We start from the raw sequence: 25,851 nt of genomic DNA on the forward strand, positions 1-25,851 counted from the left end.
GAACGTGCCGTACGGAGCGGCACACGACGCGACCAGGAACGGGGCGCCGATGACACCGACGACACCAGGCACGACGGGCGGTCCGGCCGGAGACGGGGCGGGCGGGCGACCCGCGACGGCCGAGGAGCTGGACCTCGCGCGCCACCCCGAAGGCGGCTGGTACCGGGAGACCTGGCGCAGTGACATCACGGTGCGCCCCGAGGGATATCCGGGCGAACGCGCCGTCTCCACCGCGATCCACTTCCTGCTGGAGCCGGGCGACGAGTCCCGCTGGCACCGGCTGCGCTCCGCGGAGCTGTGGCTGTGGCACCGGGGTGGGCCGCTGCACCTGGTGCTCGGGGGTGACGGGGAGCGGCCCGGCGAGGAGACCACGCTGGTACTGGGCCCCGACACCGCGAGCGGTCAGTGCCTCCAGGGCCTCGTGCCGGCCGGGCACTGGCAGTGCGCCCGGCCCGCGGGCGCCCAGGAGGCACTGGTGAGCTGTGTGGTCACGCCCGGCTTCTCCTTCGACGACTTCCAACTGCTGCCGCAGGAGTGAGTCCACCCGGGCCCGGCCGCTCCGCCGGGCCCGGCCTCGTGGCCCGCGGAGGCACGGCCCGAGGGGGCACGGCCCGAGGGAGCGCGGCCCCGCGGACGCACCGCCCGAGGGGCCGCACCCGGAACCGGTGCCCCCGGCCGGGCCCGGCCGTGCTCCGGACCGGTCGCGCTCAGGCGGCGCTCGTCTTCTCCTGTTCGGCCTCCACCTGGGCGTTCCAGTCGCGCTTGGCGGCTCGCCAGCTCTCGTCGTCATGGCCGAGCCGCCAGTACCCGGAGACGGAGAGCCGCTCGCGCGGCACCTGCCGTTCGAGGCGCAGATGGCGGCGCAGCTCCTTCACCCAGCCTGCCTCGCCGTGCACGAAGGCGTGCGGCACGCCCGCGGGGAAGTGGAGGCCGCGGACGGCCGCGAGCAGCGCCTCGCCCACGGGCCGCTCGCCGCGGTGCAGCCAGACGACCTCGGCACCGGTCGCGATCTTCTGCTCCTCCCGGGCGTCGGCGACCTCCACGAAGGCCAGGGCGCGGGCACCCTCGGGCAGCGCCTCCAACGTGGCGGCGATCGCGGGCAGCGCGCTCTCGTCCCCGGCCAGCAGGTGCCAGTCCGCCGCCGGGTCCGGCGCGTACGCGCCACCGGGACCGAAGAAGCGCACCAGGTCGCCGGGCCGGGCGTGCAGCGCCCAGGGGCCCGCGACGCCCTCGTCGCCGTGCACCACGAAGTCGATCGTCAGCTCGCCCGCCGCCGGGTCCCAGGAGCGGACCGTGTACGCGCGCGTCACCGGCCACTGCTCACGCGGCAGCCGCTCACGGATCTGAGCCATGTCGAACGGCTCGGGATAGGTCACGCCCGCGGGGGCGAACAACAACTTCACGTAGTGGTCGGTGAACTCCCCGAGGGGGAGGGCGGCGAGGTGCGGACCGCCCAGCACCACGCGCTGCATGTGCGGTGTGAGCCGCTCGGCGCGCAGCACCTGCGCCTGCCGGACCGGACGTTCCTTGCGCGGTGGACGCTCAGCCATCTCGGCCTCCCAGTGACCATGGTTGCTTAGGCTTGCCTAAGTTAACACTCCTGGAGGGTGGCCAGTAGCCGTCGCAGGGATCCGCCGAGGCCCCAGCGGGACGCGAGGGCGTCCAGCCGGGCAGGGTCGCGGGGCTCGTGCGGCAGGGCGGTGTCGACCTCGGGCAGCGGCACGTCGGAGGCGACGCGCACCACCTTCGGGGCCACGGCGAGGTAGGGGGCCGCCTCGGTGAGCCGCCTGCGCTGGGTCGGGGTGAGCTTCGCCGCCGGATCGCGGACCGCTGCGAGGATGCCGGCGAGGTCGCCGAACTCGGCGAGGAGCTTCGCGGCCGTCTTCTCGCCGATGCCGGGCACGCCGGGCAGCCCGTCGCTGGGGTCGCCGCGCAGCAGTGCGAGGTCCGCGTAGCCGGCGCCGCCCACCCCGTACTTCGTGCGCAGCAGCGACTCGTCCGTGACCTGGAGCGAGCCGACGCCCTTGAGCGGGTACAGGACGCGCACACCGCGGGCGTCGTCGACGAGCTGGTACAGGTCGCGATCGCCCGTGACGATGTCGACAGGTGCGCCGGCGCGGGCGGTGAAGGTGCCGATGACGTCGTCCGCCTCGTAGCCCTCGACGCCGACGCGCGCGATGCCGAGTGCGTCCAGCACCTGCTCGATGACCGGCACCTGGGGCGAGAGGGTGTCGGGGACCTCCTCCTCGTCGGGCCCGCCCGGCACCTCCGCGGCGACCCGGTGCGCCTTGTACGAGGGGATCAGCTCGACCCGCCAGGCGGGGCGCCAGTCCGCGTCCATGCAGGCGACCAGGGCGTGCGGGTGGTGGTCGCGCACCAGGCGGTCGATGAACTCCAGCAGGCCGCGCACCGCGTTCACCGGGGTGCCGTCCGGGGCGCGGACCGAGTCGGGGACCCCGAAGTAGGCCCGGAAGTACAGGGAGGCGGTGTCGAGCAGCATGAGCCGACGCGTTCGCTGAGTCACGCTCCGCATCATGCCGCACCCCTCCGACATCCCGGCCCCCGCGCGGGGCGCGGCCGGCCGTTCACCCCGCGGGGCGCGGCCCGTCGCTCTCCCCGGTCCGGCGCGGCCCGCCGCTCACTCCCATCCGGCGCGGCCCGCCCTGCCGTCCGTCGTACGGGCGCCAGCCGCGGCCGGCCACCCCGCCCGCCACCTGCACAGAAGCGGAGGCATACCCGGCAGAAGTGAACGAACTGTGAACTGCACCACTTGGGTGTTTGCTTCACCTAAGTGAGGGCAGGCGCGCATCCGGAGCGGACCCGGTCGCGTTTCCCGACGGAACCGGCCGGTCACGCGGACGGCGCCGCTCCATGGCCCGCAGGCGGGGGAGGCGGGCCGACGTCCTCGTTCGACCGAGAGGTGTATGTGTCCATGCTGCAAGCCGAGCACCTGTACAAAGTGTTCGGCAGACGACCCGAGGGCGCGGTGGGCAGACTCCGTGCCGGAGCAGGCCGGGATGAACTGCGGGCCGACGGCGCCACCGCCGCGGTGATCGACGCCTCGTTCACGGTCGAACCGGGCGAGATCTTCGTCGTCATGGGCCTGTCCGGATCCGGCAAGTCCACGCTGCTGCGCATGCTCAACGGCCTGCTGGAGCCGACGGCCGGACACGTACGCTTCGACGGGCAGGACCTCACCGCGCTGGGCCCCAGGGAACTGCGCGAGGTCCGCTCACGGCAGATCAGCATGGTCTTCCAGCACTTCGCCCTCTTCCCGCACCGCAGCGTCCTGGAGAACGCCGCGTACGGCCTGGAGGTGCAGGGCATCGCTCGCGCGGAGCGCGAGCGGCGCGCCCTGGAGGCGCTGGACCTCGCGGGCCTCGCGGGGTGGGAGGCGTCCTGGCCGGACGAGCTGTCCGGCGGCATGCAGCAGCGCGTCGGGTTGGCCCGGGCGCTGGCGACCGACGCCGACCTGCTGCTCATGGACGAGTCCTTCAGCGCGCTGGACCCGCTGATCAGGCGCGACATGCAGGATCAGCTCCTGGAGCTGCAGAAGCGGCTGAAGAAGACCATCGTCTTCATCACCCACGACCTCAACGAGGCCATGCGGCTCGGCGACCGCATCGCCGTCATGCGCGACGGCCGGATCGTCCAGATCGGCACCGCCGAGGACATCCTGGTGACCCCGGCCAACGACTACGTCGCCGCGTTCACCCAGGACGTCGACCGCTCCCGGGTGCTGACCGCCGGCTCGATCATGGCCGACCCCGACAGCGCCTACGGCACCGCCGCGGACGGCACCCGGCTGCGCACCCCCGAGGACGTGCTCGCCGCCGCGCCCGCCACGGTCACCGAGGACACCCCCATCATCGAGCTGTTCACCCCGTGCGCCACCAGCGGCACGGCCGTCGCCGTCACCGGCGAGGACGGCGAGCTCACCGGCGTGGTGCCGCGCACCAGGCTGCTGGCCGTGCTCGGCGAGCCGATGGCCCACGACCAGTCCCACGACGGCTCCGGTGGGGTGCCCGCGCCCCCGAGCGGACGCGGCGACGACGCCCAGGGCAAGGTGACCGCGGGTGCCTAGGCTCGAATTCGGCCACTGGGTCGAGGACGTCGTCGACTGGCTCCAGACACACCTGAGCTGGCTCTTCGACCTCATCAAGACCGTCCTGGACGGCATGTACCACGGTGTGGACGCCGTCCTCGGCGGCGGCGAGCCGCTGCTGATGGCCGGCATCCTGGCCGTGATCGCCTTCTGGCTGCGCGGCCTGCTGCCCGGTGTGCTCGCCTTCGTCGGGTTCGCCCTGATCGACTCGCTCGCCCTGTGGGACGACGCGATGTCCACGCTCTCGCTGGTCGTCGTCGCCGCCGTGATCACGGTCGTGATCGCCGTGCCGGTGGGTGTGTGGGCGGCCCGCAACAGCCGGGTGAGCGCCGCGGTACGGCCGGTGCTCGACGTGATGCAGACCATGCCGGCGTTCGTGTACCTGATCCCGGGCGTGATGTTCTTCGGCGTGGGCACCACGCCGGGCATCATCGCCACCATCGTCTTCGCGATGCCGCCCGGCGTGCGGATGACCGAGCTCGGCATCCGCCAGGTCGACGAGGAACTGGTGGAGGCGGCCGACGCCTTCGGCACCAGCCCCCGTGACACCCTCACCCGGGTCCAGCTACCGCTGGCCCTGCCGACGATCATGGCCGGTGTCAACCAGGTCATCATGCTGGCGCTGTCCATGGTCGTCATCGGCGGAATGGCGGGCGCGGGCGGCCTCGGCGAGAAGGTCTACGCGGCGATCACCCAGCTCCAGGTCGGCCTGGCCGCCGAGAGCGGCGTCGCGGTGGTCATCCTCGCCATGTACCTGGACCGGATGACGGGCGCGCTGAACCAGCGCGTGTCGCCCCTCGGCCGCAGGGCCGCGGCGAAGGCGGCCGCAGCGGTGCGCCGCTTCAGGTTCGCCCACTACAAGCCGGGCACCGCGGTCGCGCTGGTCGGCGTGGTGGTCCTCGCGCTGGTCGCGGGCGGCCTCAACCTGGCCGACTCCCAGGGCGGCGGCGCCCGGGCCGGCGCGAAGGTCGGGGCGGGCAAGACCGTCAACATGGGCTACATCCCGTGGGACGAGGGCATCGCCACCACCTTCCTCTGGAAGGAGCTGCTGGAGCAGCGCGGCTACACGACCAACCTCAAGCAGCTCGACGCGGGCCCGCTCTACTCGGGGGTGGCGCGCGGTGACATCGACTTCCAGACGGACGCCTGGCTGCCCACCACCCACAAGGCGTACTGGGACAAGTACCGCAGCCAGCTCGACGACCTGGGCGGCTGGTACGGGCCGACGTCCCTGGAGCTGACGGTGCCGTCGTACGTGAAGGGTGTGGACTCGCTGGCGGACCTGAAGGGGAAGAGCGGTACGTTCGGCGGGAAGATCATCGGTATCGAGGCGAGTGCCGGTGAGATGGCCACCCTGAACGACAAGGTCCTCAAGGCGTACGGGCTGGACGGCGAGTACAAGGTGGTGTCGTCGAGCACGTCGTCGATGCTGGCGGAGCTGGACCGTTCGATCAAGAAGAAGGAACCGATCGTCGTCACCCTCTGGTCGCCGCACTGGGCGTACGGCAAGTACGACCTGAAGAAGCTGGCGGACCCGAAGGGCGCCTGGGGCAAGGGCGAGCAGATCCACACCGTCGCCCACAAGGGCTTCGCCCGCAAGGACCCGACGGTGGCGAACTGGCTGAAGCACTTCAAGCTCACCGAGCAGCAGCTCACCAGCCTGGAGAACGAGATCCAGGGCGCAGGCGAGGGCCATGAGCAGGACGGTGTGAAGGCCTGGCTCAAGAAGAACCCGGGCCTGGTCGACAAGCTCGCCCCGGTACCCGGCGGCGGGGGCGCCCAGCAGGGCAGGGACGCGGGCAAGACCGTCAACCTGGGCTACTTCCCGTGGGACGAGGCGATCGCCTCCACCTACCTCTGGGAGAACGTCCTCGAGGACCGCGGCTACAGGACGAACGTGAAGCAGCTCGACCCGGGTCCCCTGTACACCGCGTTGTCCCGCGGTGACATGGACGTCCAACTGGACTCATGGCTGCCGACCACGCACAAGCAGTACTGGGACAGATACAAGGACAACCTCGACGACGTGGGTTCCTGGTACGGGCCGACGTCCCTGGAGCTGACGGTGCCGTCGTACGTGAAGGGTGTGGACTCGCTGGCGGACCTGAAGGGGAAGAGCGGTACGTTCGGCGGGAAGATCATCGGTATCGAGGCGAGTGCCGGTGAGATGGCCACCCTGAACGACAAGGTCCTCAAGGCGTACGGGCTGGACGGCGAGTACAAGGTGGTGTCGTCGAGCACGTCGTCGATGCTGGCGGAGCTGGACCGTTCGATCGAGAAGAAGGAACCGGTCGTCGTCACGCTGTGGACGCCGCACTGGGCGTACGGCAAGTACGACCTGAAGAAGCTGGCGGACCCGAAGGGCGCCTGGGGCAAGGGCGAGCGGATCCACATCGTCGCCCACAAGGGCTTCGACAGGAAGTTCCCGGAGTTCGACGGCTGGCTGAAGCACTTCAAGCTCAGCGAGGGCGAGCTCGCCTCGCTGGAGGTGGAGATCCAGAAGGGCGGCGCGGGCAACGAGAAGCAGTCCGCCCGGCACTGGCTGGACGCCCACCCGGGCATGGAGGACAGGCTCGCGCCGGTCGGCTGACGGGCCGGGCCCCCGGGGACCGGACACGGCGAAGGGGTGGATCCCGCAGCACGCGGGATCCACCCCTTCGCCGTGTCCGGTCCCATGCCCGCGGCCCCGCTGGGAACCCCACAAGAGGGTGGTGGGCAGCCGTACGGCACAACAGGATGAAACCGTTTACCGAACGTGCGTAAGGTGCAGAGAACTTCACAGGGCGGGACCGTGCCGTTCCGTACCGCGACGAACGGGCCTTTCCACCGGAACGCACGACCGAAGGCGCGGGACCATGGAGACTTGAGCACCTACGCACGGCGGACACCACGCACGGGAGGGAGCCGGAGCGATGGACGACAAAGAGACACCGCGGGTTGGCGCGGCCGTCCGGAGGCGGCGCAGGGCCCTGGAGCTCACCCTCGCCGTCGTCGCCGAGCGCAGCGGTCTGTCGGTGCCCTTCCTCAGCCAGGTCGAGAACGAGCGGGCCAGGCCCAGCACGCGCTCGCTGGAGAAGGTCGCCGACGCCCTGTGCACCACCGCCGTGGAACTGCTCGCCGCGGCCGATCCGGCACGCAGCGTGGACGTGGTGCGCGCCGACGACCAGGGCCTGCACCAGGGCCTGCCGAAGGGCGCCCTGGTGCGGCAACTGGTGCGCGGCCACCACCACCTCCAGGCGATGGAGTTCACCGGCGACCACGACGCGGGCCGCGAGTTCCAGCACCGCAACGACGAGCTGCTCTACGTGGCGGACGGCGCCGCGGAGGTCGAGGCGGAGGGCAGCGCCTACCGGCTCGGCCGCGGCGACACCCTGTACATGACCGGTGGCGTGCGGCACCGGTGGCGCGCGACCGAACCGGACACCCGGATCGTGGTGGTGGCGCTCGCCGACCACATCGACGCGGTGGAGGACAGGCGCTGAGGTCCGCGCCCACCGCCCCGCCCGACCCCGGCGCGCCCCGTCCGCGCCGCGCCCCGCTTCGGATGCCCCGCCGGGCGGGAGCCCCCCGGGTGCCCCGCGGGGTGACCTCCCGCTCACCCGGCGAGGCGCACCCTTCCGGTGCCGACGGCGCCGTACGGCCGCACCCGCTGCTGCGTACGGGCGAGGGCGCCCGAGCAGTCCGCGCCGGGCCCCGCCCGCCCACCGGGCCGGCTCCAGGACCTGGCGATTTCGGTCACGGTCCGTCGTACGGGCAGGTCAGGAGGGCAACCGCGGGCGGTCGGCAGGAGTGCGGGCACGGCTCAATCGAGTGGCGCCGGGGCCCCGGAGCACGGACGATGCTGTCATGCCCCCCTTTTCCACCGATGCCCCGCCCGCCGTCGGCGCACGCACCCCCTGGGAGCGTCTCCCCGGGCGTGTCCACGATGCCGTCGCGGCGATGCTCGGCGGCGCGGTGGCGACCGCGACCACCCAGCGCGGCGGCTTCTCACCCGGTGTGGCCGCGCGGGTCGGCACGGCGGACGGCCGCCGTGCCTTCGTGAAGGCGGTCAGCACCGAGGCGAACGCGGACGCGCCCGGCATGCACCGCGCCGAGGCCCGCCACGCGGCCGCGCTGCCGGCCCGGGTGGCCGCGCCCCGGCTGCTGGGCTCCTACGACGACGGCACCTGGGTCGTCCTCGTCTTCGAGGACGTCCCCGGCCACCAGCCGCACGTGCCCTGGCGCGCCGACGAACTGGGCCGCGTCCTTTCCGCCGTGCACGACCTGGCCGGCACACTGACCCCCTCACCCGTCGACGCGCCGCCCGTGGCGGTGCGCCTGGCGGACGGGTTCTCCGGGTGGCAGCGGATGCTCGCGAGCGGGGCCACCCGGGGCCTCGACCCCTGGGTGGCGCACCACCTGCCGCGGCTGGCCGAGCTGAGCGCGCCCTGGGCGGAGCACGCCGCCGGCGACACCCTCACGCACGGCGATCTGAGGGCCGACAACATCCTCCTCACTGCCGACGGCGGCGTGATCTTCGTCGACTGGCCGCACGCGTCGCTCGCCGCGCCGTGGTTCGACCTGCTGACGATGCTGCCCTGCGTACGCGCGCAGGGCGGACCGGCGCCCGAGGAGGTCTTCACCTCCCACCCGCTCGGCAGGGACGCGGATCCGGCGGGGGTGACGGCGGTGCTGGCCGCCCTCGCGGGCTACTTCGTCGAGCACGCCCGCAGACCGCCTCCGCCGGGGCTGCCCACCGTGCGCGCCTTCCAGTACGCGCAGGGCGTGGCCGCGCTCGGCTGGCTCAGGACGCGACTGGCGCAGCGGCCCGTACCAGGCCTTGCATGACGCGCAGGTCGTCGCCCATCTCCGGATGCCACTGCACGCCGAGCACCCAGGGCCCGCCGGGCAGCTCCACGGACTCGACGGTGCCGTCCGCGGCGCGGGCGCCGACCACCAGGCCCCTGCCGAGCCGGTCGAGGGCCTGGTGGTGGAAGACCGGGACGCCGGTCTCCTCGGGGACGATGCCCGCGTACCGGGTGCCGGGCACCGGGACCACCGGGTGTGTGCCGAAGACGCCGGGCCGGCCCGCGTGTCCGTCGAGGTGCTGGACGAGGGTGCCGCCGAGTGCGACGTTCAGCAACTGCATGCCGCGGCAGATCGCGAGCAGCGGTGTGCCGGCGGCGAGGGCCGCGTCGATCAGCGCGAGCTCCCAGGCGTCCCGCTCGTGGGCGGGCGGGCCGGTGCGCGGGTCGCGCTCGGCGCCGTACCGCTCGGGGTCGACGTCCGGGCCGCCGGCGATGACGAGCCCGTCCAGCCGCTCGACCGCCGCGGCGGCACGGTCCGGGGAGTCCGGTGGGAGGAGGGCGGCGATACCGCCGGCCGCCTGGACCAGCCTCCGGTAGCCGTCCGGCAGCAGCACCGCGGGCAGCGTCCACGCCCCCCAGCGCGTCTCGGACTCCAGATACGTGCTGACGCCGATCAGGGGCATGCCCATCCGGTCCTCCTCCGCGCTGCCGGGGCCGATCGGGCGGCACCCGCCGGCTGCCGGACCGCCGGCCGTGCAACCGGCCAGGGCGGTCCCCAATGGAATCGTTCCATACCTTTGGCCCCCCGTCGAACCCCGAACACCGAGCCCCGCAGCGGGCGCGGTCCCTCGCCCGCTCAGGCCAGAAACCCCCGCAGCAGCGCCGCCGTGCCCGCGCAGTGCTCCCGCATCGCCGCGCGCGCCCCCTCGGCGTCGCCGTCCAGCACGGCCCGCACCACGGCGGTGTGCTGGCGCTGGGAGTGCTCCAGGTTGCGCACCAGCAGCGGGATGCAGTCCAGCAGGTCGTTGAGGGTCGCGCGGACGGCCGCGTACCGGCCCGCGAGCGTCGGTGAGCCGGACAGCTCGGCCAGGGTGAGGTGGAGCAGCGTGTCCTGACGGCGGTACTCGGCCAGCGGCGCGTCATGGGTGCGCGCGAGCGCGGTGCGCAGCCGCCCGGCGTCCGGCTCCGCCAGGCCGTGCGCCGCGCACAGCTCCGCCGCCCCGGTCTCCAGCACCGCGCGGAAGCGCAGCACGTCCTCCACGTCCACGGCGCCGATCCGCCGCCGCAGCTCGTCCTCGCCCGTCGCCCGGGTGCCGGGCAGCACGAACGTCCCGCCGTAGCGGCCGCGCCGCGACTCGACCAGGCCCTGCTCCTGGAGCACCTTCAGCACCTCGCGCAGCGTGACCCGGCTGATGCCGAGCCGGCCGGCCAGGTCGCGTTCCGACGGCAGCCGCCCGCCCGCGGGCACCAGCCCGAGCCGCACGAGCTGCAGGACCTGCTCCAGCGCCTCCTCGAAGCCGTTGCCCGCGCGCACGGGGCGCAACACGGCGGCCAGGTCGCCGGCGCACGGGAACGCGCCACCGCCCGCCGGATCGTGCCGGCCCGTGCGCGGACCGCCCGCCCCGCTCCCCGACATGCGCCTCCGCCCCCTTCCCAAGCAAAGGTCTACAGCAATACCTTATGGGGCGGCTGACCGAAGGAGGCCTCCCCGTGGCAGAGCGCACCCCACCCCTCACCGTCGAGGAGCTGACAGCCCTGGTCGCGGGCGGCGACATCGACACCGTCGTGCTGGCCTTCCCCGACATGCAGGGCCGCCTCCAGGGCAAGCGGTTCGCCGCGCGCTTCTTCCTGGACGAGGTGCTGCGGCACGGCACGGAGGGCTGCGCCTATCTGCTCGCCGTCGACACCGAGATGAACACCGTCGACGGGTACGCGATGTCCTCCTGGGACCGCGGCTACGGCGACTTCGCGCTGCACCCGGACACCGCCACACTGCGCCGGGTGCCCTGGCAGGAGGGCACCGCGCTGCTGCTCGCCGACCTCGCCTGGGCGGACGGCTCCCCGGTGGCCGCCGCCCCGCGCCAGATACTGCGCCGCCAGATCGAGCGCCTCGCCGCGCACGGCCTGACCGCCCAGGTGGGCACCGAGCTGGAGTTCATCGTCTTCAAGGACACCTACGAGCAGGCCTGGGACGCCCACTACCGCGGCCTCACCCCGGTCAACCAGTACAACGTCGACTACTCCATCCTCGGCACCGGCCGCATCGAACCCCTGCTGCGCCGGATCCGCAACGAGATGGAGGGCGCCGGCCTGGCCGTGGAGTCCGCCAAGGGCGAGTGCAATCCCGGCCAGCACGAGATCGTCTTCCGCTACGCGGACGCGCTGCGGACCTGTGACCAGCACGCCGTCTACAAGACCGGGGCCAAGGAGATCGCCGCCCAGGAGGGCAAGGCGCTCACCTTCATGGCGAAGTACAACGAACGCGAGGGCAACTCCTGCCATATCCACCTCTCGCTCACCGGCGAGGACGGCACGAGCGCCATGCCCGGTGACGGGGAGGGCGGCATGTCCGCGCTGATGCGCCACTTCCTGGCCGGCCAGCTCGCCGCCCTGCGTGAGTTCGCGCTGCTGTACGCCCCGGGCATCAACTCCTACAAGCGCTTCCAGCCCGGCTCCTTCGCGCCCACCGCGGTCGCCTGGGGAGCGGACAACCGCACCTGCGCGCTGCGGGTCGTCGGCCACGGCCGCTCGCTGCGCTTCGAGAACCGGCTGCCCGGCGGTGACGTCAACCCCTACCTGGCCGTCGCCGCGATGATCGCCGCGGGCCTGCACGGCGTGCAGGAACGCCTCGAACTGCCCCCGGCCTGCCCCGGCAACGCCTACGCCGCCGAGGGCCTCCAGCACGTGCCCACCACCCTGCGCGAGGCCGCCGGGCTCTGGGCGGACAGCGCCCTGGCCCGGGCCGCCTTCGGTGACGAGGTGGTCGCGCACTACAGCACCATGGCCCGCGTCGAGCTGGACGCCTTCGACGCCGCGGTCACCGACTGGGAGCTGCGCCGCTCCTTCGAACGCATGTGAGGCCGCCCGTGCCCGAGACCGCCGCCACCGCACCAGCCGGCCCCGCCGCCGCACCGGGGCCCGGCGCGAAGCCGCAGGAACTCCTCGTACGCAATCCCGCCACCGAGGAGGTCATCGCCACCGTCCCCGCCGCCACCGCCAAGGACGTGGGCGCCGCCGTCGCCCGGGCCACCGCCGCCCAGCGGACCTGGGCGGCCCTCGCGCCCGGTGACCGCGCCCGACTGCTGCGGCGCTTCGCCGCCGTGGTCGACGACCACCGCGAGGAACTGGCCCGCCTGGAGGTCAGGGAGGCCGGCCACGTCGTCGGCAACGCCCGCTGGGAGGCCGGCAACGTCCGCGACCTGCTCGACTACGCGGCCGGGGGAGTGGAACGCCTGACCGGCCGCCAGATCCCGGTGCCGGGCGGTGTCGACATCACGCTCCTCGAACCCCTCGGCGTGGTCGGTGTCATCGCCCCGTGGAACTTCCCGATGCCCATCGCCGCGTGGGGCACCGCACCGGCGCTCGCCGCCGGCAACGCCGTGCTGCTCAAACCCGCCGAGACCACCCCGCTGACGGCCCTGCGGCTCGCGGAACTCGCCCTGGACGCCGGCCTTCCCGAGCACCTCTTCCAGGTGCTGCCCGGCACCGGGGACGTGGCGGGCACCGCGCTGGTGGAGCACCCGGGCGTCGCGAAGATCGTCTTCACCGGCTCCACCCGGGTCGGCAAGCAGATCATGGCCCGCTGCGCCGCCCAGGTGAAGCGGCTCACCCTGGAACTCGGCGGCAAGAGCCCGAACATCGTCTTCGCGGACGCCGACGTGGAGCAGGCCGCCGCCACCGCCCCCATGGCGTTCCTCGACAACGCGGGACAGGACTGCTGCGCCCGCACCCGCATCCTCGTCCAGCGCTCCGTCCACGACCGCTTCCTGGAACTGCTCGCACCGGCCGTCGCCGCCGTCACCGTCGGCGATCCGGCGCACGAGGACACCCAGATGGGCCCGCTGATCTCCGCCACCCAGCGGGAGCGGGTGCGCGGCTATCTGCCGGCCGGCGCGGCGGCCATCCGCGGCAGCGCCCCCGACGGCCCCGGCTACTGGTTCCCGCCCACCGTCCTCACCGACGCCGACCCCGACGCTCCGGTCGCCTGCGAGGAGGTCTTCGGCCCCGTCGCGGTGGTCGTCCCCTTCGACGACGAGGCCGACGCGGTACGTCTCGCCAACGCCACGCCCTACGGCCTGTCGGGCTCCATCTGGACCCGGGACGTGGGGCGTGCGCTGCGCATGTCGTCCGCGGTCGCCGCCGGGAACCTCTCCGTCAACTCCCACTCCAGCGTGCGCTACTGGACCCCGTTCGGCGGCTTCCGGCAGTCGGGCCTCGGGCGCGAGCTCGGGCCCGACGCGCTCGCCGCCTTCACCGAGACCAAGAACGTCTTCATCGCCACGGAGGCCTGACGCCCATGCCGGACAACACGACAGAACAGAACCTCTGCCGCCGCCTGGTGGGCCGCACCGCCGTCGTCACCGGCGCCGGCAGCGGCATCGGGCTCGCCACCGCACGGCGGCTCGCCTCGGAAGGCGCGCACGTGGTGTGCGGCGACATCGACGAGCGGGCCGGCAAGGCCGCCGCCCAGGAGACCGGCGGGGTCTTCGTGCGGGCGGACGTCACCGACGCCGAACAGGTCGAGGCGCTGTTCCGGGCCGCCGACGACACCTACGGCTCCGTCGACATCGCCTTCAACAACGCGGGCATCTCGCCGCCCGAGGACGACTCGATCCTGGAGACCGGACTCGACGCGTGGCGGCGGGTCCAGGAGGTCAACCTCACCTCCGTCTATCTGTGCTGCAAGGCCGCGCTGCCCTACATGCGCCGCCAGCGGCGCGGCTCCATCATCAACACCGCCTCGTTCGTGGCCCTCATGGGCGCCGCGACCTCGCAGATCTCGTACACCGCGTCCAAGGGCGGCGTCCTCGCCATGTCACGGGAGCTGGGCGTGCAGTTCGCCCGCGAGGGCATCCGGGTGAACGCGCTCTGCCCGGGGCCGGTGAACACCCCCCTGCTCCAGGAACTGTTCGCCAAGGACCCCGAGCGGGCCGCGCGGCGCCTGGTGCACATCCCGCTGGGACGGTTCGCCGAGGCCACCGAGATCGCCGCCGCGGTCGCCTTCCTCGCCAGCGACGACGCCTCGTTCGTGAACGCCACGGACTTCGTCGTCGACGGGGGCATCTCGGGCGCGTACGTCACGCCGCTGTAGCCGGCGCCCGGGCCGGGGCGCCCAGCCGGAGCCGGCCGGGGCACGAGGCCCGGCGCCCGACCGGGACGACCGTGCCCATGGGCCGCTCGGTCCGGCCCGGTGCCCCGGCCCGTGTTCTACAGTTCCGGGCATGAGCATGACGCCGCTGCCCGGCTGGTACCCCGATCCTTCGGCCCCCGCCTCGCAGCGATGGTGGGACGGGTCGGCCTGGACCGAGCACCGCAGGGCACAGCCGCCCGCGCCGGCGACGGTCCCGGTGGGGTTCGGCCCCGCCCGGCCGGCCCCGGGCCGCCGCCCCGGACGCGGCAAGGCCGTCGCGCTCGCCGTCTCTGCGCTGGTCGTGGTCGCGGCGGTGGTCACCGGCGTGACCGTACTCGGCGGCGGGAAGGACGGCGCAGCGCCGGCTGCCGGGGGCGCGTCCTCCGCGCCGCCCGCCACCGGGGCCCCCGGTCCGACCGCGCCCGGCTCCGCGTCCCCCTCGCCCTCCCGCACCGACCCCTCCGTGGTCGCCGACGACCTCAACGGCATCACGCTGCCGGTGCTCGCCGGCTGGACCAAGTCCGAGGACAGCGTCGAGGACACCCTCATGCTCACCACCCCCGGCACCTACGACTGCCCCGGGGACCCCGGTCTGTGCCGCCACGGCAAGGTCGGCTCCAGCACCGTCACCGGCAACGACGAGACGTCACCGAAGGCGGTGGCGAAGGCCGACATCTCCGATGCCGCCGACCACTTCTACGACCGCGACGCACTGGACAACCGCCCGTTCGACGGCATCACCGGCCACCAGGAGCTCAAGGAGGGCGCGGTCGCGGTCGCCGGGCGCGCCGGATACATGGTGCGCTGGCGGGTGCGGACCGGGAGCGGGCCCGGTGGATACGTCGAATCGCTGGTCTTCCCGTCCAGCGTCGGGACCGAGTCGCTGGTCTGCGTGCGGTTCGCCTTCGACGCCGGTCCCGGGGGGCCGCCGCTCTCCGACATGGACAGGATCACCAAGGGCATCCGGTCGGTGGACGACGCTGCGGCGGGCGGCGGGGCCGGCAGCGGCCTGGGCCCCTCGCGCTGACCGCGGTGACCGGCGGGGGACGGGTACCGGCCCCGGGGCGGGGCCGGCCCCGCGCGGCGGAACGCGGGCCGCACGCGCCGGCCGGCCCGGGCATCGTGTCAGAGGAAGGCGTGTCCCTCGCCCCGGTAGGTGGGCACCGTGCCCGTCACCCGGTCGCCCTCGACCAGGTGCAGCACGTCGAACCGCTCGCACAGCTCGCCCGCCTTGGCGTGCCGGAACCACACCTTGTCGCCGATCAGCAGGTCGTCGGCCGCCGAGCCGAGCAGCGGCGTCTGCACCTCGCCGGGCCCCTCCTGCGGGTCGTACGCGAGGCCCTGGGGCAGATGGGGCACCGGCAGCCGGTCGCGTCCCGCCGCGCCGGAGGCCGGATAGCCGCCCCCCAGCACCGTCACCACCCCCACGCCCGGCCTGCGGACCACCGGCAGTGCGAAGAGGGCGGCCGGACGGCCCCGGAAGGAGGTGTAGTCGTCGAACAGCCGCGGAACGTACAGCCCCGACCCCGCGGCGATCTCCGTGACCGCGTCCTCCGCGGCGGTGTGCTGGACGCTGCCGGTGCCGCCGCCGTTCACGAACTCCAGGTCGGGCGCCACCGCGCGCACGGCGTGCACGGCCGCCGCCCGGCGCGCCGCGAGTTCCCTGCGCGCTGCCATCTGCATCATCCGCACCGCACGCGACCGCACGGGCCGCCCCTGCACCCGGTCGCCGACGCCCGCCACGTGCCCCTCGTACCCCATCACGCCCACCAGCCGGAACCCGGGCCGCCGCACCACCGACCGGGCCACCTCGGCGAGCGACGCCGGCGAGTGCAGCGGCGAGCGGCGGGCGCCCACCCGGACACGGCCGCCGAACAGGCGCAGCGACGTGTCGAGTTCCAGACAGACCCGGATGGTCTCCCGGCCGCCCCCGCGCGCCCCGTCGATCAGCCGTAGCTGGGCGGGGTCGTCGATCATCACGGTGACGGCCGCCGCGAGCTTCGGATCGTCGGCCAGCTCGGCGTAGCCGCGGCGGTCCGCAGAGGGGTAGGCGAGCAGGACGTCGTCGAAGCCGGACCTGGCCAGCCAGAGGGACTCGGCCAGCGTGAAGGCCATGATCCCGCGGAACCCGTCCCTCGCCAGCACCCGCTCCAGCAGCGCACGGCAGCGCACGGACTTGCTGGCCACCCGGATCGGCTTGCCGCCCGCACGCCGCACGAGGTCGGACGCGTTGGCGTCGAAGGCGGCCAGGTCCACCAGGGCGAGCGGCGCGTCGAGGTGGGCGGTGGCCCGGTCGTACCGGGCGCGGTCGGCAGACGGGGCTGTCATGACCGCAGCCTGCCAGAGCGGGTCGGCCGCGGATAGGGGCGCAGCGCGCACGAGGTTGCCGGCGGGCCGTTGACGGGGAGGGATTGCGGAGGGGTTGGGCCGGATCCGGGGAGGGCACGGGATGATACGGACAGATCAACTCTGGCCTGCGGACCGGTTCTCGCCGCACCCTCATCAGCCCGTAAAGTGACGCGCACGCGGGGAGGGACGGCCGTGTTCCGAACGGCGTACGCCGGGTTTCCGCGCCAGGGCGGCGAACACCGGGGCTGCTGCCGGTACGAGGAAGCGGGGGGCGCATGAGTACGGAAGCGCAGCGCTCTGCCCATCCGCGGCGCCCCGCGGCCCCGCCCGCACAGGACCCGCCCCCGGGACCGCCGCAGCCGCCCCCGGGACCGGCCGAGCCACCTCCGCCCCCGGCGTCCGCCCGCCTCCCCGACACGCCGCCCGCGCCGTCGGCGGCATCCGCCGCGGGCGCTCCCGCGGCGCCCTCCGAAGGCGGCCCGGCGACCGTGCCCGCCCCCGCACCGGGTGCGCCCGTCGCAGGGGCGACCCCCTCCAGGGCTCCCTCCGGTGCCGTTCACGCCCCTCCGGCCGCGGCCCCCGTTCCCCCTCCCGCGGTCCCAGCCCCCGTTCCCGCCCCTGCGGTCACGCGTGCGGCCGGAACGTCCGAGCCGCCCGGTGGCGCCCCGCACACGTCGGCGACGGCGGCGGGCGCCGCGCCCGGCCCCCGGCCCCCGGCGGTGCCGCCGCGGCCCGAATCCCCGCCACGGACCGGGCAGCCCCCGCGGCCCGGGACCTCGCCCGGCCCGGAGGGCCCCGCGCGGGCCGGCGCCCCGCCCCGGCGGGACGCGCCCCCTCGGCCCGGTGCCTCCTCCGTTCCGAACGCGCCCGCCGGACCCGCCGCCCCGCCCCGTCACGACCTGCCCGCCGGACCCGGCGCCCTGCCCAGCCAGGCCGGTCCCGCCCGGCCCGGGACGCCCTCCGCCACCGGCCTGCCGCCCCGGCCCGCGACGCCGCCGCGCACGGCAGGGCCGGTCCGGCCCGCCTCCGCCGCACCGACCGCGGGCGGCGGACGGACCACGGGCGTCCGACGTCCGGAGTCCGGGCCGCCCGACGTCCGGCGTCCGGGCCCGCCGCGTACGGACCCGGCACCCGCGGACCCGGCACCCGCGGACCCGGTACGCACGGCCTCCGTGCACACCGGTCCCGCGGGTCCCGCGGGTCCCGCGCGTGCCGGCGGAAGCGACCGGCCGGCGGCCGGCACGGGAGGTGCCGCGACCGCGGTCCCGCCCGGTGCCCCGCCGAAACCCGCCGCCCCGCCCGCCACCGCCACCGTCCGGTCCACCGGCGCCCGAGCGGTGCCCCGGCAGGGGCCGGGTGCGGGGGAGGCGGAGAGCAGGGCGCGGGACGCGGCCGCCGAAGCGGCGCGCGGTGCCGCGGCCGCGCGCCGGGCCGTGGGGGCCGTGGACCTGACACCCGGGCCCGGTGCGGGACGGCCGTTCGTGTTCTTCGCCCGGCCCGAGACCTTCGACGACAGCACCACGCGCCTGCGGCCGATACGCGTCCACGGGCTGCGGATGCCGCCGCGCGCGGTGGCCGCGGCCGCCTGCGTGGTGCTCGGGCTCGGCCTGATCGGCGGCGCCGTCACCGGCAGTTGGCTGACCGGCGACAGCTCCGCCGCCGCGGGCCCCGCACAGTCCTTCGCGGCCGCGGCCGACCTGTGGCACGACACCCCGGTGGACCGGCTCTTCCCGCCGGTCGTGCAGGGCGACGGCGCGGGGCCCGGCGGCGCCGACCGCACCTGGACCAGGGCCGCCGTCGCCCCCGACTCCGGCTGCGCACACGCCTTCGACCCGCTGCTGTACAAGGCGCTCGCCCCGGTCGGCTGCCTGCGCCTGCTGCGCGCCACGTACACCGACGCCACCCGCAGCCACGTCACCACCGTCGGACTGCTCTTCACCAAGGCCGACGCCGCCGCGATGCGCGCCCTGCGGCACCGTTTCACCAGCGACGGCCTCGACCGGCGCACGGACCTGATGCCGCGCCCGTACGCGGCGAAGGGCACCGCCGCCGCCGGGTTCGGCGATGCGCAGCGTGCCTCGTGGACCGTGTCCGTGCTCACCGAGGCCCCCGTGGTCGTCTACGCCGTCTCCGGCTTCGCCGACGGCCGCCCCGTGCAGGACCCGCAGCCCGCCGCCGACGCCATGCAGCCCTCCGCCACCACGGCCCCCGCGCAGGCGGGGCTCGGCCACGAGGCGAAGGGCCTCGCCGACCGGATCGAGCGCGGCCTGCGGAAATCCGTCAGCACCGACACGGAGCGCCCATGACCCGCCGGCCCGCCGCCCCGCGCACGGGACACCGCCGCACCGGGCACCTGCGCACCCGGCACCCGCGCACCGGCCGTCTGCGCGCCGCCGCGACGGTCCTGCTGGCCGCCTCGCTCGTCCTGCTGCCCGCCACCGCGACGCACGCCGACGACATCCGCGCCCAGGAGTGGGGCCTCGACGTGCTGCACGTCGACCAGGCATGGGCGACCACCAAGGGCAAGGGCGTCACGGTCGCCGTCCTGGACACCGGTGTCGACGCCCAGCACCCCGACCTCGCCGGCAACGTGCTGGCGGGCAAGGACATGATCGGATTCGGCGCCGGGCGCGGCGACCGGAGCTGGGCCCGGCACGGCACCGCCATGGCCGGCATCATCGCGGGCCACGGGCACGGCCCCGACGACGCGGACGGCGTCGTGGGCGTCGCACCCGAGGCGAAGATCCTCCCGGTCCGGGTGATCCTGGAGGACGGCGACCCCTCCCGCAAGAAGGCCCGCAACACCCGCGGCGGCGCCCTCGCCGAGGGCATCCGCTGGGCCGCGGACCACGGCGCCGACGTCATCAACCTCTCGCTGGGCGACGACTCCGCCTCCGCCCACCCGGAGGCCGCCGAGGACGCCGCGGTCCAGTACGCGCTGGACAAGGGCGCCGTCGTCGTCGCCTCCGCGGGCAACGGCGGCGAGAAGGGCGACCACATCTCCTACCCGGCCGCCTACCCGGGGGTGATCGCCGCCACCGCCGTGGACCGCTACGACATCCGGGCCGGGTTCTCCACCCGCCGCTGGTACGCCACGGTCAGCGCCCCCGGCGTCGACGTCGTCCTCATCGACCCCGACCACCACTACTACAAGGGCTGGGGGACCAGCGCCGCGTCGGCCTTCGTCTCCGGCGCCGTCGCCCTGGTGCGCGCCGCCCACCCGGGCCTGTCGCCGGCGCAGATCAAGAAGCTGCTGGAGGACACCGCCGGCCAGTCGCCGGCCGGCGGCCGGGACGACTCGCGAGGCTACGGTCTCGTCGACCCGGCCGCGGCCATCCGCGAGGGCGGCAGGCTGGGGCCGGACGGGCTGCGGGCGGCGTCCTACGGCGGGGAGTACTTCGGCCCGGGCCCCGACCCCTCCGCCCAGGGCGGCGCACTCGACTGGGCGGCCCCGGTCGCCGGGGGCCTCGGTGTGCTGCTGCTGGTCGCGGCCGTGCTGCTGTGGCGCGGCCGCAACCGCGCCTGACCCGCTCCCCGGCACCGCCCGGGGCCGCAGCGGGGCGCTCCCCGGCCCGTGTGCCGCCCGCGCCTCCGGATAGGGTCGGGGCGTGCCGAAGAAGAACATCCCCGACGCCGGTTTCTCCGACGACGACGGCTCGGCCGACCCGGCCCTCGCCGCCGCGCTGGCCGCGTGGGCCGAGGACCGCACCGCCGAGGAGCCGGTGCTCGACGCCCTCAGGACCGCCCGGCTGCTCGTCCCCGTCGTCGCCGTGCTCGGCGAACTCGAACAGCCCGGCGAGGAGGGGGACGCCGGCAGCAGCGGGGCGGATCAGCCGGCGGGACGCGGCGCGGGACTGCGCCGCGAGAAGACCAGCGACATGGCCGTGCCCACCCTGAAGGCCGGCGGCCGTACGGCACTGCCCGCGTTCACCTCCACCGCCGCGCTGGCCCGCTGGGATCCCGCCGCCCGCCCCGTGGCCGTACGGCTCGGCCAGGCGCTGCAGGCCGCGGTGCACGAGCGGGCCGACACCCTCCTGCTCGACCTGGCGGGACCCGTCACCTACCAGCTCGCCGGGCCCGCCCTGCGGGCCCTCGCGGAGGGCCGCAGCGCCGCGGACCCGCTGCGCGACCCCGCCGTGCGCGCGGCCGTGCGCACCGCCGTCGCCGCAGAGCCCGCGGTCGCCACGGCCCACCTCGGCCCGGGCAGTGCCGACGGCACCCTCGTCCTCGTGCTCGAAGCCGCCGAGGGACCGGCCGCGCAGGGCGCACTCGGCTCCCTCGCCCGGCGGCTGGCCGCCGACGAGACGCTCAGGGCCCGCCTGGTGCACGGCCTGGACCTCGCGGTCCTGCCGATCGGAGCCAGGCCGCCGGGAGAACCGCTGTACGAGCGGGTGCGGGGGTAGCGGCGCCCGCCGCACCCGGGCCGGAACGGCGCAGGCGCCGGGCCCGCGCCGCCACGGCCAGGCCCGGTCCCGCCCGCGGCCGGCGGGCGCGCGCCCCGGTTCGGCTCCGGCCCGGCCGGGCGGCGCGCGGCCCGAGGGCCCCGCTCAGCCGAAGACCGGACCCGTGTACTTCTCCCCGGGGCCCTGCCCCGGTTCGTCCGGCGCGGCCGACGCCTCGCGGAACGCCAGTTGGAGCGACCTGAGGCCGTCGCGCAGCGGAGCCGCGTGGAAGGGGCTGATCTCGGGGCCGCCCGCGTCGACCAGGCCCGCCAGCGCGTGGATCAGCTTGCGCGCCTCGTCCAGGTCCTTGTGGTGCTCGCCGCCCTCGGCGAGTCCCAGGGCGACCGCCGCGGCACTCATCAGGTGCACCGCCACCGTGGTGATCACCTCCACGGCGGGTACGTCCGCGATGTCGCGGGTGATCGTGTCGAAGTCGGGGGCTCCCGGGGCGCCGTCGGGTGCGTCCGCGGCCTGCGGGGGAGGGGTGGCGTCAGTCATGGCCCCACACCATAGGCCCCGCCGGTTGCCCGCAGTCACCACCGAGACCGGCCCCGTGGCGGTGCGGGGCCCCGGGTGCCCCGGCGGGCGCCGCGTGGCCCGGTCCGTGAAGGAACCCCGGTCCCGCGGTTAGCCGGACGGGCCCGAAGGTGCTAACCTTGTGTGACGACCGGCTGGACACATCCTGCAGAGCCTGTAGATCCAGGTGTCCGGCCCGCAAGTGGAGGCTCCGATCTCCCACCTGGCCGTCCGTTGGACGGCGGGTCACCGGTCAGGCGGCAGCGTCCCCGACGCCCGCCCGACGCGCCCCGCGGTCAGCGGCGGTGCTCCGGTAGTGACAGGAGCCCTGCATGCGATCGTCCGGGGCATTTTTCATGGCTCGGCGCGGTTAGGTCATAAAGACACACATACGTTTGCGCGGCTGTCCGCCAGATAAGCCGCGTGGTGCTACCGAGGAGGATCCATCAGCGCCGAGCCCCGCATCAACGACCGGATTCGCGTTCCCGAGGTGCGACTTGTCGGTCCCAGTGGCGAGCAGGTCGGGATCGTTCCGCTTGCCAAGGCCCTGGAGCTTGCGCAGGAGTACGACCTCGACCTGGTCGAGGTCGCGGCGAACGCCCGTCCGCCCGTCTGCAAGCTCATGGACTACGGGAAGTTCAAGTACGAGTCGGCCATGAAGGCCCGTGAGGCGCGCAAGAACCAGGCGCACACGGTCATCAAGGAGATGAAGCTCCGGCCGAAGATCGACCCGCACGACTACGACACCAAGAAGGGTCACGTCGTCCGGTTCCTCAAGCAGGGCGACAAGGTCAAGATCACGATCATGTTCCGTGGACGCGAGCAGTCCCGGCCGGAGCTCGGCTACCGGCTGCTGCAGCGGCTCGCGGAGGACGTCCAGGAACTCGGCTTCGTCGAGTCGAATCCGAAGCAGGACGGCCGGAACATGATCATGGTTCTCGGTCCGCACAAGAAGAAGACCGAGGCGATGGCCGAGGCCCGCGAGGCCCAGGCGGCCCGTAAGGCAGACGCGAAGGCCCACCCGGGCCGCTCGCAGAACTCCGCCGACGAGGCCCCTGCCGAGGCCCCCGCCGAGGCCTGACCCCCCGTATGTCTCCCACGCCCTTGAACGCGGTGGGGCGACTCCTGGGACGACAACCGACAGATCCGACGCTCTCGTATGCCCGGCCCGGTGGACCGGGCATCGGAGCGCCACACGACGAGGAGAGTACGGCGCCATGCCGAAGAACAAGACGCACAGCGGTGCCAGCAAGCGCTTCAAGGTCACCGGCTCCGGCAAGGTGCTCCGCGAGCGCGCCGGCAAGCGCCACCTGCTTGAGCACAAGTCGTCCCGTCTGACTCGGCGCCTGACCGGCAACGCCGAGATGGCCCCGGCCGACGCCAAGAAGATCAAGAAGCTTCTCGGCAAGTGACGCCGCGGCCCCCGAGGGGCCGCGCGGCATCAGGACCGGGACCCAGCCGATTCCGGGCCGGTGAGTGAAGGACAGCAACCGGCCCCGCTACAAGGAGTTAACAAGTGGCACGCGTCAAGCGGGCAGTCAACGCCCACAAGAAGCGCCGGGCGATCCTTGAGCAGGCCAGCGGCTACCGCGGCCAGCGCTCTCGCCTCTACCGCAAGGCGAAGGAGCAGGTCACCCACTCCCTCGTCTACAACTACAACGACCGCAAGAAGCGCAAGGGCGACTTCCGGCAGCTCTGGATCCAGCGGATCAACGCCGCGGCCCGCGCCAACGGCATGACGTACAACCGCTTCATCCAGGGGCTGAAGGCCGCGAACATCGAGGTGGACCGCAAGATCCTCGCCGATCTCGCCGTCAACGACGCCCCGGCGTTCGCCGCACTCGTCGAGGCCGCGCAGAAGGCGCTGCCGAGCGATGTGAACGCCCCCAAGGCGGCGTGACCACCCCGCCTCGGCGCTAGCCGACGCATCCCGGACCCGTGGGCTTCTGGCCTACGGGTCCGCTTGTATGGGACCGGCCCCACGAGCCCCGCCCGTCCTCCTCGGCACGGCCCATCACCGTTCGTGGTTCGTCGTTCGCTGTCGTGCCTTGCTGTTCGCTGTTGTTCGCTGTTGTTCGCTGTGTTCGTCCTCGCACCGAAGGTGGCCCATGCCCGCCGCGTCCCGGCTGATCTCCCCTCGTTCCGCGCGGGTGGCCGCGGCAAGGCGGCTGGAGAAGCGCAGCGCCCGGAGCAAGGAGCGGCGGTTCCTCGCAGAGGGGCCGCAGGCCGTTCGCGAGGCCGCCACCCACCGGGACCCGACCGGCGAGGACGCTCCCGTGCTCGTCGAGCTCTTCGCGACCGTCGAGGCGGCCGAACGGTACGCCGACGTCGTCGCCGAGGCCCGCGCCGGGGGCGCCCGGGTGCACCTCGCCGACGAGGCGGTGATCGCCGACATCTCCACCACCGTCACCCCCCAGGGGCTCGTCGGCGTCTGCCGGTTCCTCGACTCCCCCCTGGAGACCGTCCTCGCAGCCCGCCCCCGGCTCGTCGCCGTCCTCGCCCACGTCCGCGACCCGGGCAACGCCGGTACCGTCCTGCGCTGCGCCGACGCCGCGGGCGCCGACGCGGTCGTCCTCACCGACGCCTCGGTCGACGTCTACAACCCCAAGGCGGTACGGGCGTCCGTCGGCTCCGTCTTCCACCTGCCCTTCGCCGTCGGAGTCCCCGTCGAGCAGGCCGTGCGCGGGCTCAGGGAGGCGGGCGTACGCGTACTCGCCGCGGACGGCGGCGGACGCCACGACCTCGACACCGAACTCGACCGCGGCACCATGGGCTCACCCACCGCCTGGGTGTTCGGGAACGAGGCCTGGGGACTTCCCGAGGAGACCAGGGCGCTGGCCGACGCGGTGGTGCGCGTTCCCATCCACGGCAAGGCCGAGAGCCTCAACCTCGCCACGGCCGCCGCCGTCTGCCTCTACGCCTCCGCGCGTGCACAGCGTGCGCCGGGAGGGTGCCGCAGCGTCACCGGGGACTAGTAGGGTGGCGGGCTCAGGGGCCCACCGCGCCGACTAGGGAGATGGGATACGGGGATGGGTGTCGGCACCAGCAGGCCACGCCAGGCACTCGGGGCGGCACGACCGCCGCTGCCCGGGTACGCAGGCACCAACCAGCTCGTCCTCGACCCGGACGAGCTGCCCGACGGGCTGGTGATCGCCGACGAGAGCGGTTCGGTGGTCTGCTTCAACGCCGCCGCCGCCAGGATCACCGCGGTCCGCGCCACCGACGCGCTCGGCGCCCCCCTGGAGCGCGCGCTGCCCCTGGAGGACCTGGAAGGCCGTCGCTGGTGGCAGTTGACCGACCCCTACGGCGGCCTCGCCATCCGGGTCGGCCAGCCCGAGCGCAACCTCCTGCTGCCCGGTGGCCGCGAGGTGCTCGTCGCCGCCCGCTACGTGCGGGCGAGGCCCAAGGGCCCCGTACAGCGTGTGATCGTCTCGCTGCGCGACACGGAGGCCCGCCGCCGTACGGAACGCAGCCACGCCGAGCTGATCGCCACCGTCGCCCACGAACTGCGCTCCCCGCTGACCTCGGTGAAGGGCTTCACCGCCACACTGCTCGCGAAGTGGGAGAGGTTCACCGACGACCAGAAGCGGCTGATGCTGGAGACCGTGGACGCCGACGCCAACCGCGTCACCCGGCTGATCGCCGAGCTGCTGGACATCTCCCGCATCGACTCCGGCCGTCTTGAGGTACGCCGCCAGCCCGTCGACATCGGCGCCGCCGTCGGCCGGCACATCCAGGCGCACGTCGCCGCCGGCCGGCCCGCCGACCGCTTCCTGGTGCGGATCCGCCACCCGCTGCCCGCCCTGTGGGCCGATCCGGACAAGATCGACCAGGTGCTGAGCAACCTGCTGGAAAATGCCGTGCGGCACGGCGAGGGAACCGTCACCATCGACGTCGAGCCCGCCGACGCGTCCCGCGAGCGGGGCGGTGGCACCACGGTCACCGTCAGCGACGAAGGCCCCGGCATCCCGGAGGAGTCCATGAAGCGCGTCTTCACCCGCTTCTGGCGGGGCAGCAAGCGCGGCGGCACCGGCCTGGGCCTCTACATCGTCAAGGGCATCGTCGAGGCGCACGGTGGGGTTATCACCGTCGGCCGGGCCCCCGGCGGCGGCGCGCAGTTCCGATTCACCCTGCCCGTGAGCGCCCCGGCCTTCTGAGCCCGGAGCGCCCGCGGGCGCCGCCGCCCACGGCCACCCCGTTAGACTCGGCCACTGGCACCTTTGCGTCCCCCGTCACCCACACCGGGCCGGCACGGCCCCGCACCGACGGGACGCCCTGCGGGACGCAGGGACGGCGCCGGGG

23 protein-coding genes are annotated in these 25,851 nt (G+C 74.4%); 17 read left to right on the forward strand and 6 right to left on the reverse strand.

Annotation, left to right across the window (positions count from 1 at the left end; genetic code table 11):
* Window positions 1-49 precede the first annotated feature (49 nt).
* Complete coding sequence (locus tag IE313_RS09155) at window positions 50-538, forward strand: cupin domain-containing protein (protein WP_229924491.1); 489 nt, start codon at window positions 50-52, stop codon at window positions 536-538.
* A 169-nt stretch (window positions 539-707) separates the two neighbouring features.
* On the opposite strand, the gene IE313_RS09160 is transcribed toward IE313_RS09155, so the two are convergent.
* Window positions 708-1,550, reverse strand: a complete 843-nt coding sequence (locus IE313_RS09160) for a siderophore-interacting protein (protein WP_189930472.1) — start codon at window positions 1,548-1,550, stop codon at window positions 708-710.
* A gap of 41 nt (window positions 1,551-1,591) precedes the next feature.
* On the reverse strand, window positions 1,592-2,554 hold the full coding sequence (locus IE313_RS09165; protein WP_189930473.1) for a 5'-3' exonuclease: 963 nt from the start codon (window positions 2,552-2,554) through the stop codon (window positions 1,592-1,594).
* Window positions 2,555-2,926: 372 nt separating this feature from the next.
* Here IE313_RS09165 and IE313_RS09170 point away from each other — a divergent pair, with 372 nt between their 5' ends.
* The 4 genes from IE313_RS09170 to IE313_RS09185 all read left to right on the forward strand — a co-directional run bounded on the left by IE313_RS09170 (window position 2,927) and on the right by IE313_RS09185 (window position 8,932).
* Complete coding sequence (locus tag IE313_RS09170) at window positions 2,927-4,084, forward strand: quaternary amine ABC transporter ATP-binding protein (RefSeq protein ID WP_189930474.1); 1,158 nt, start codon at window positions 2,927-2,929, stop codon at window positions 4,082-4,084.
* The gene (locus tag IE313_RS09175; protein WP_189930475.1) at window positions 4,077-6,695 is read left to right on the forward strand and encodes an ABC transporter permease/substrate binding protein; all 2,619 of its coding nucleotides are present in this window, start codon (window positions 4,077-4,079) and stop codon (window positions 6,693-6,695) included. Before IE313_RS09170 ends, IE313_RS09175 begins: the two co-directional genes overlap by 8 nt.
* A gap of 322 nt (window positions 6,696-7,017) precedes the next feature.
* Window positions 7,018-7,587, forward strand: a complete 570-nt coding sequence (locus tag IE313_RS09180; RefSeq protein WP_189930476.1) for a helix-turn-helix domain-containing protein — start codon at window positions 7,018-7,020, stop codon at window positions 7,585-7,587.
* Window positions 7,588-7,951: 364 nt separating this feature from the next.
* On the forward strand, window positions 7,952-8,932 hold the full coding sequence (locus IE313_RS09185) for an aminoglycoside phosphotransferase family protein (RefSeq protein WP_189930477.1): 981 nt from the start codon (window positions 7,952-7,954) through the stop codon (window positions 8,930-8,932).
* Here IE313_RS09185 and IE313_RS09190 read toward each other — a convergent pair.
* Both IE313_RS09190 and IE313_RS09195 read right to left on the reverse strand, forming a co-directional pair.
* Window positions 8,889-9,581 (reverse strand): gamma-glutamyl-gamma-aminobutyrate hydrolase family protein, encoded by a 693-nt coding sequence (locus IE313_RS09190; RefSeq protein ID WP_189930478.1) that lies wholly within the window; start codon window positions 9,579-9,581, stop codon window positions 8,889-8,891. The genes IE313_RS09185 and IE313_RS09190 overlap by 44 nt on opposite strands.
* Before the next feature lie 167 nt (window positions 9,582-9,748).
* Window positions 9,749-10,528: a FadR/GntR family transcriptional regulator gene (locus tag IE313_RS09195; RefSeq protein ID WP_189930479.1), complete on the reverse strand. Its 780-nt coding sequence runs from the start codon at window positions 10,526-10,528 to the stop codon at window positions 9,749-9,751.
* A gap of 74 nt (window positions 10,529-10,602) precedes the next feature.
* Here IE313_RS09195 and IE313_RS09200 point away from each other — a divergent pair, with 74 nt between their 5' ends.
* From IE313_RS09200 to IE313_RS09215, 4 genes are all read left to right on the forward strand, one after another.
* A complete protein-coding gene (locus tag IE313_RS09200) occupies window positions 10,603-11,970 on the forward strand; it encodes a glutamine synthetase family protein (protein WP_189930480.1) in 1,368 nt (455 codons plus the stop codon).
* Between the two features lie 8 nt (window positions 11,971-11,978).
* Complete coding sequence (locus tag IE313_RS09205) at window positions 11,979-13,403, forward strand: aldehyde dehydrogenase family protein (RefSeq protein WP_268256691.1); 1,425 nt, start codon at window positions 11,979-11,981, stop codon at window positions 13,401-13,403.
* Window positions 13,404-13,408: 5 nt separating this feature from the next.
* Window positions 13,409-14,203 (forward strand): 3-oxoacyl-ACP reductase, encoded by a 795-nt coding sequence (locus tag IE313_RS09210; RefSeq protein WP_189930481.1) that lies wholly within the window; start codon window positions 13,409-13,411, stop codon window positions 14,201-14,203.
* 130 nt (window positions 14,204-14,333) lie between these two features.
* Window positions 14,334-15,269, forward strand: a complete 936-nt coding sequence (locus tag IE313_RS09215) for a DUF2510 domain-containing protein (RefSeq protein WP_189930482.1) — start codon at window positions 14,334-14,336, stop codon at window positions 15,267-15,269.
* A gap of 98 nt (window positions 15,270-15,367) precedes the next feature.
* On the opposite strand, the gene IE313_RS09220 is transcribed toward IE313_RS09215, so the two are convergent.
* Complete coding sequence (locus IE313_RS09220; protein ID WP_189930483.1) at window positions 15,368-16,570, reverse strand: amino acid deaminase/aldolase; 1,203 nt, start codon at window positions 16,568-16,570, stop codon at window positions 15,368-15,370.
* 1,463 nt (window positions 16,571-18,033) lie between these two features.
* Between IE313_RS09220 and IE313_RS09225 the strand changes: the two genes are divergently transcribed.
* The 3 genes from IE313_RS09225 to IE313_RS09235 all read left to right on the forward strand — a co-directional run bounded on the left by IE313_RS09225 (window position 18,034) and on the right by IE313_RS09235 (window position 20,994).
* On the forward strand, window positions 18,034-18,897 hold the full coding sequence (locus IE313_RS09225; RefSeq protein WP_229924493.1) for a hypothetical protein: 864 nt from the start codon (window positions 18,034-18,036) through the stop codon (window positions 18,895-18,897).
* Entirely contained in the window at window positions 18,894-20,117 is a 1,224-nt protein-coding gene (gene mycP, locus IE313_RS09230) for a type VII secretion-associated serine protease mycosin (protein ID WP_189930484.1), read from the forward strand. The genes IE313_RS09225 and mycP overlap by 4 nt, the downstream gene beginning before the upstream one ends.
* Window positions 20,118-20,199: 82 nt before the next feature.
* Window positions 20,200-20,994, forward strand: coding sequence for an SseB family protein (locus IE313_RS09235; protein WP_189930485.1), 795 nt, complete (start codon window positions 20,200-20,202; stop codon window positions 20,992-20,994).
* 144 nt (window positions 20,995-21,138) lie between these two features.
* Here the strand turns inward: IE313_RS09235 and IE313_RS09240 are convergent, their stop codons facing one another.
* The gene (locus IE313_RS09240; protein WP_189930486.1) at window positions 21,139-21,531 is read right to left on the reverse strand and encodes a DUF1844 domain-containing protein; all 393 of its coding nucleotides are present in this window, start codon (window positions 21,529-21,531) and stop codon (window positions 21,139-21,141) included.
* Window positions 21,532-21,994: 463 nt separating this feature from the next.
* On the opposite strand from IE313_RS09240, the gene infC reads away from it, so the two are divergent.
* The 5 genes from infC to IE313_RS09265 all read left to right on the forward strand — a co-directional run bounded on the left by infC (window position 21,995) and on the right by IE313_RS09265 (window position 25,706).
* Entirely contained in the window at window positions 21,995-22,630 is a 636-nt protein-coding gene (gene infC / locus IE313_RS09245) for a translation initiation factor IF-3 (protein ID WP_189930695.1), read from the forward strand.
* 136 nt (window positions 22,631-22,766) lie between these two features.
* Entirely contained in the window at window positions 22,767-22,961 is a 195-nt protein-coding gene (gene rpmI, locus IE313_RS09250; RefSeq protein WP_125499424.1) for a 50S ribosomal protein L35, read from the forward strand.
* Between the two features lie 104 nt (window positions 22,962-23,065).
* Window positions 23,066-23,449 (forward strand): 50S ribosomal protein L20, encoded by a 384-nt coding sequence (gene rplT, locus IE313_RS09255; RefSeq protein ID WP_189930487.1) that lies wholly within the window; start codon window positions 23,066-23,068, stop codon window positions 23,447-23,449.
* Between the two features lie 208 nt (window positions 23,450-23,657).
* On the forward strand, window positions 23,658-24,524 hold the full coding sequence (locus IE313_RS09260; protein WP_189930488.1) for a TrmH family RNA methyltransferase: 867 nt from the start codon (window positions 23,658-23,660) through the stop codon (window positions 24,522-24,524).
* A gap of 54 nt (window positions 24,525-24,578) precedes the next feature.
* Window positions 24,579-25,706 (forward strand): sensor histidine kinase, encoded by a 1,128-nt coding sequence (locus IE313_RS09265; RefSeq protein ID WP_189930489.1) that lies wholly within the window; start codon window positions 24,579-24,581, stop codon window positions 25,704-25,706.
* Window positions 25,707-25,851 lie beyond the last annotated feature (145 nt).

The organism is Streptomyces sulfonofaciens, from assembly GCF_014656295.1.
Lineage (GTDB): Bacteria > Actinomycetota > Actinomycetes > Streptomycetales > Streptomycetaceae > Streptomyces > Streptomyces sulfonofaciens.

Bases quoted from the DNA above. Each gene is read 5' to 3' on its own strand.
- IE313_RS09155 (WP_229924491.1), top strand. From the start codon at position 50: ATGACACCGACGACACCAGGCACGACGGGCGGTCCGGCCGGAGACGGG.
- IE313_RS09160 (WP_189930472.1), bottom strand. From the start codon at position 1,550: ATGGCTGAGCGTCCACCGCGCAAGGAACGTCCGGTCCGGCAGGCGCAG.
- IE313_RS09165 (WP_189930473.1), bottom strand. From the start codon at position 2,554: ATGTCGGAGGGGTGCGGCATGATGCGGAGCGTGACTCAGCGAACGCGT.
- IE313_RS09180 (WP_189930476.1), top strand. From the start codon at position 7,018: ATGGACGACAAAGAGACACCGCGGGTTGGCGCGGCCGTCCGGAGGCGG.
- IE313_RS09185 (WP_189930477.1), top strand. From the start codon at position 7,952: ATGCCCCCCTTTTCCACCGATGCCCCGCCCGCCGTCGGCGCACGCACC.
- IE313_RS09190 (WP_189930478.1), bottom strand. From the start codon at position 9,581: ATGGGCATGCCCCTGATCGGCGTCAGCACGTATCTGGAGTCCGAGACG.
- IE313_RS09195 (WP_189930479.1), bottom strand. From the start codon at position 10,528: ATGTCGGGGAGCGGGGCGGGCGGTCCGCGCACGGGCCGGCACGATCCG.
- IE313_RS09210 (WP_189930481.1), top strand. From the start codon at position 13,409: ATGCCGGACAACACGACAGAACAGAACCTCTGCCGCCGCCTGGTGGGC.
- IE313_RS09215 (WP_189930482.1), top strand. From the start codon at position 14,334: ATGAGCATGACGCCGCTGCCCGGCTGGTACCCCGATCCTTCGGCCCCC.
- IE313_RS09220 (WP_189930483.1), bottom strand. From the start codon at position 16,570: ATGACAGCCCCGTCTGCCGACCGCGCCCGGTACGACCGGGCCACCGCC.
- mycP (WP_189930484.1), top strand. From the start codon at position 18,894: ATGACCCGCCGGCCCGCCGCCCCGCGCACGGGACACCGCCGCACCGGG.
- IE313_RS09240 (WP_189930486.1), bottom strand. From the start codon at position 21,531: ATGACTGACGCCACCCCTCCCCCGCAGGCCGCGGACGCACCCGACGGC.
- rpmI (WP_125499424.1), top strand. From the start codon at position 22,767: ATGCCGAAGAACAAGACGCACAGCGGTGCCAGCAAGCGCTTCAAGGTC.
- IE313_RS09260 (WP_189930488.1), top strand. From the start codon at position 23,658: ATGCCCGCCGCGTCCCGGCTGATCTCCCCTCGTTCCGCGCGGGTGGCC.
- IE313_RS09265 (WP_189930489.1), top strand. From the start codon at position 24,579: ATGGGTGTCGGCACCAGCAGGCCACGCCAGGCACTCGGGGCGGCACGA.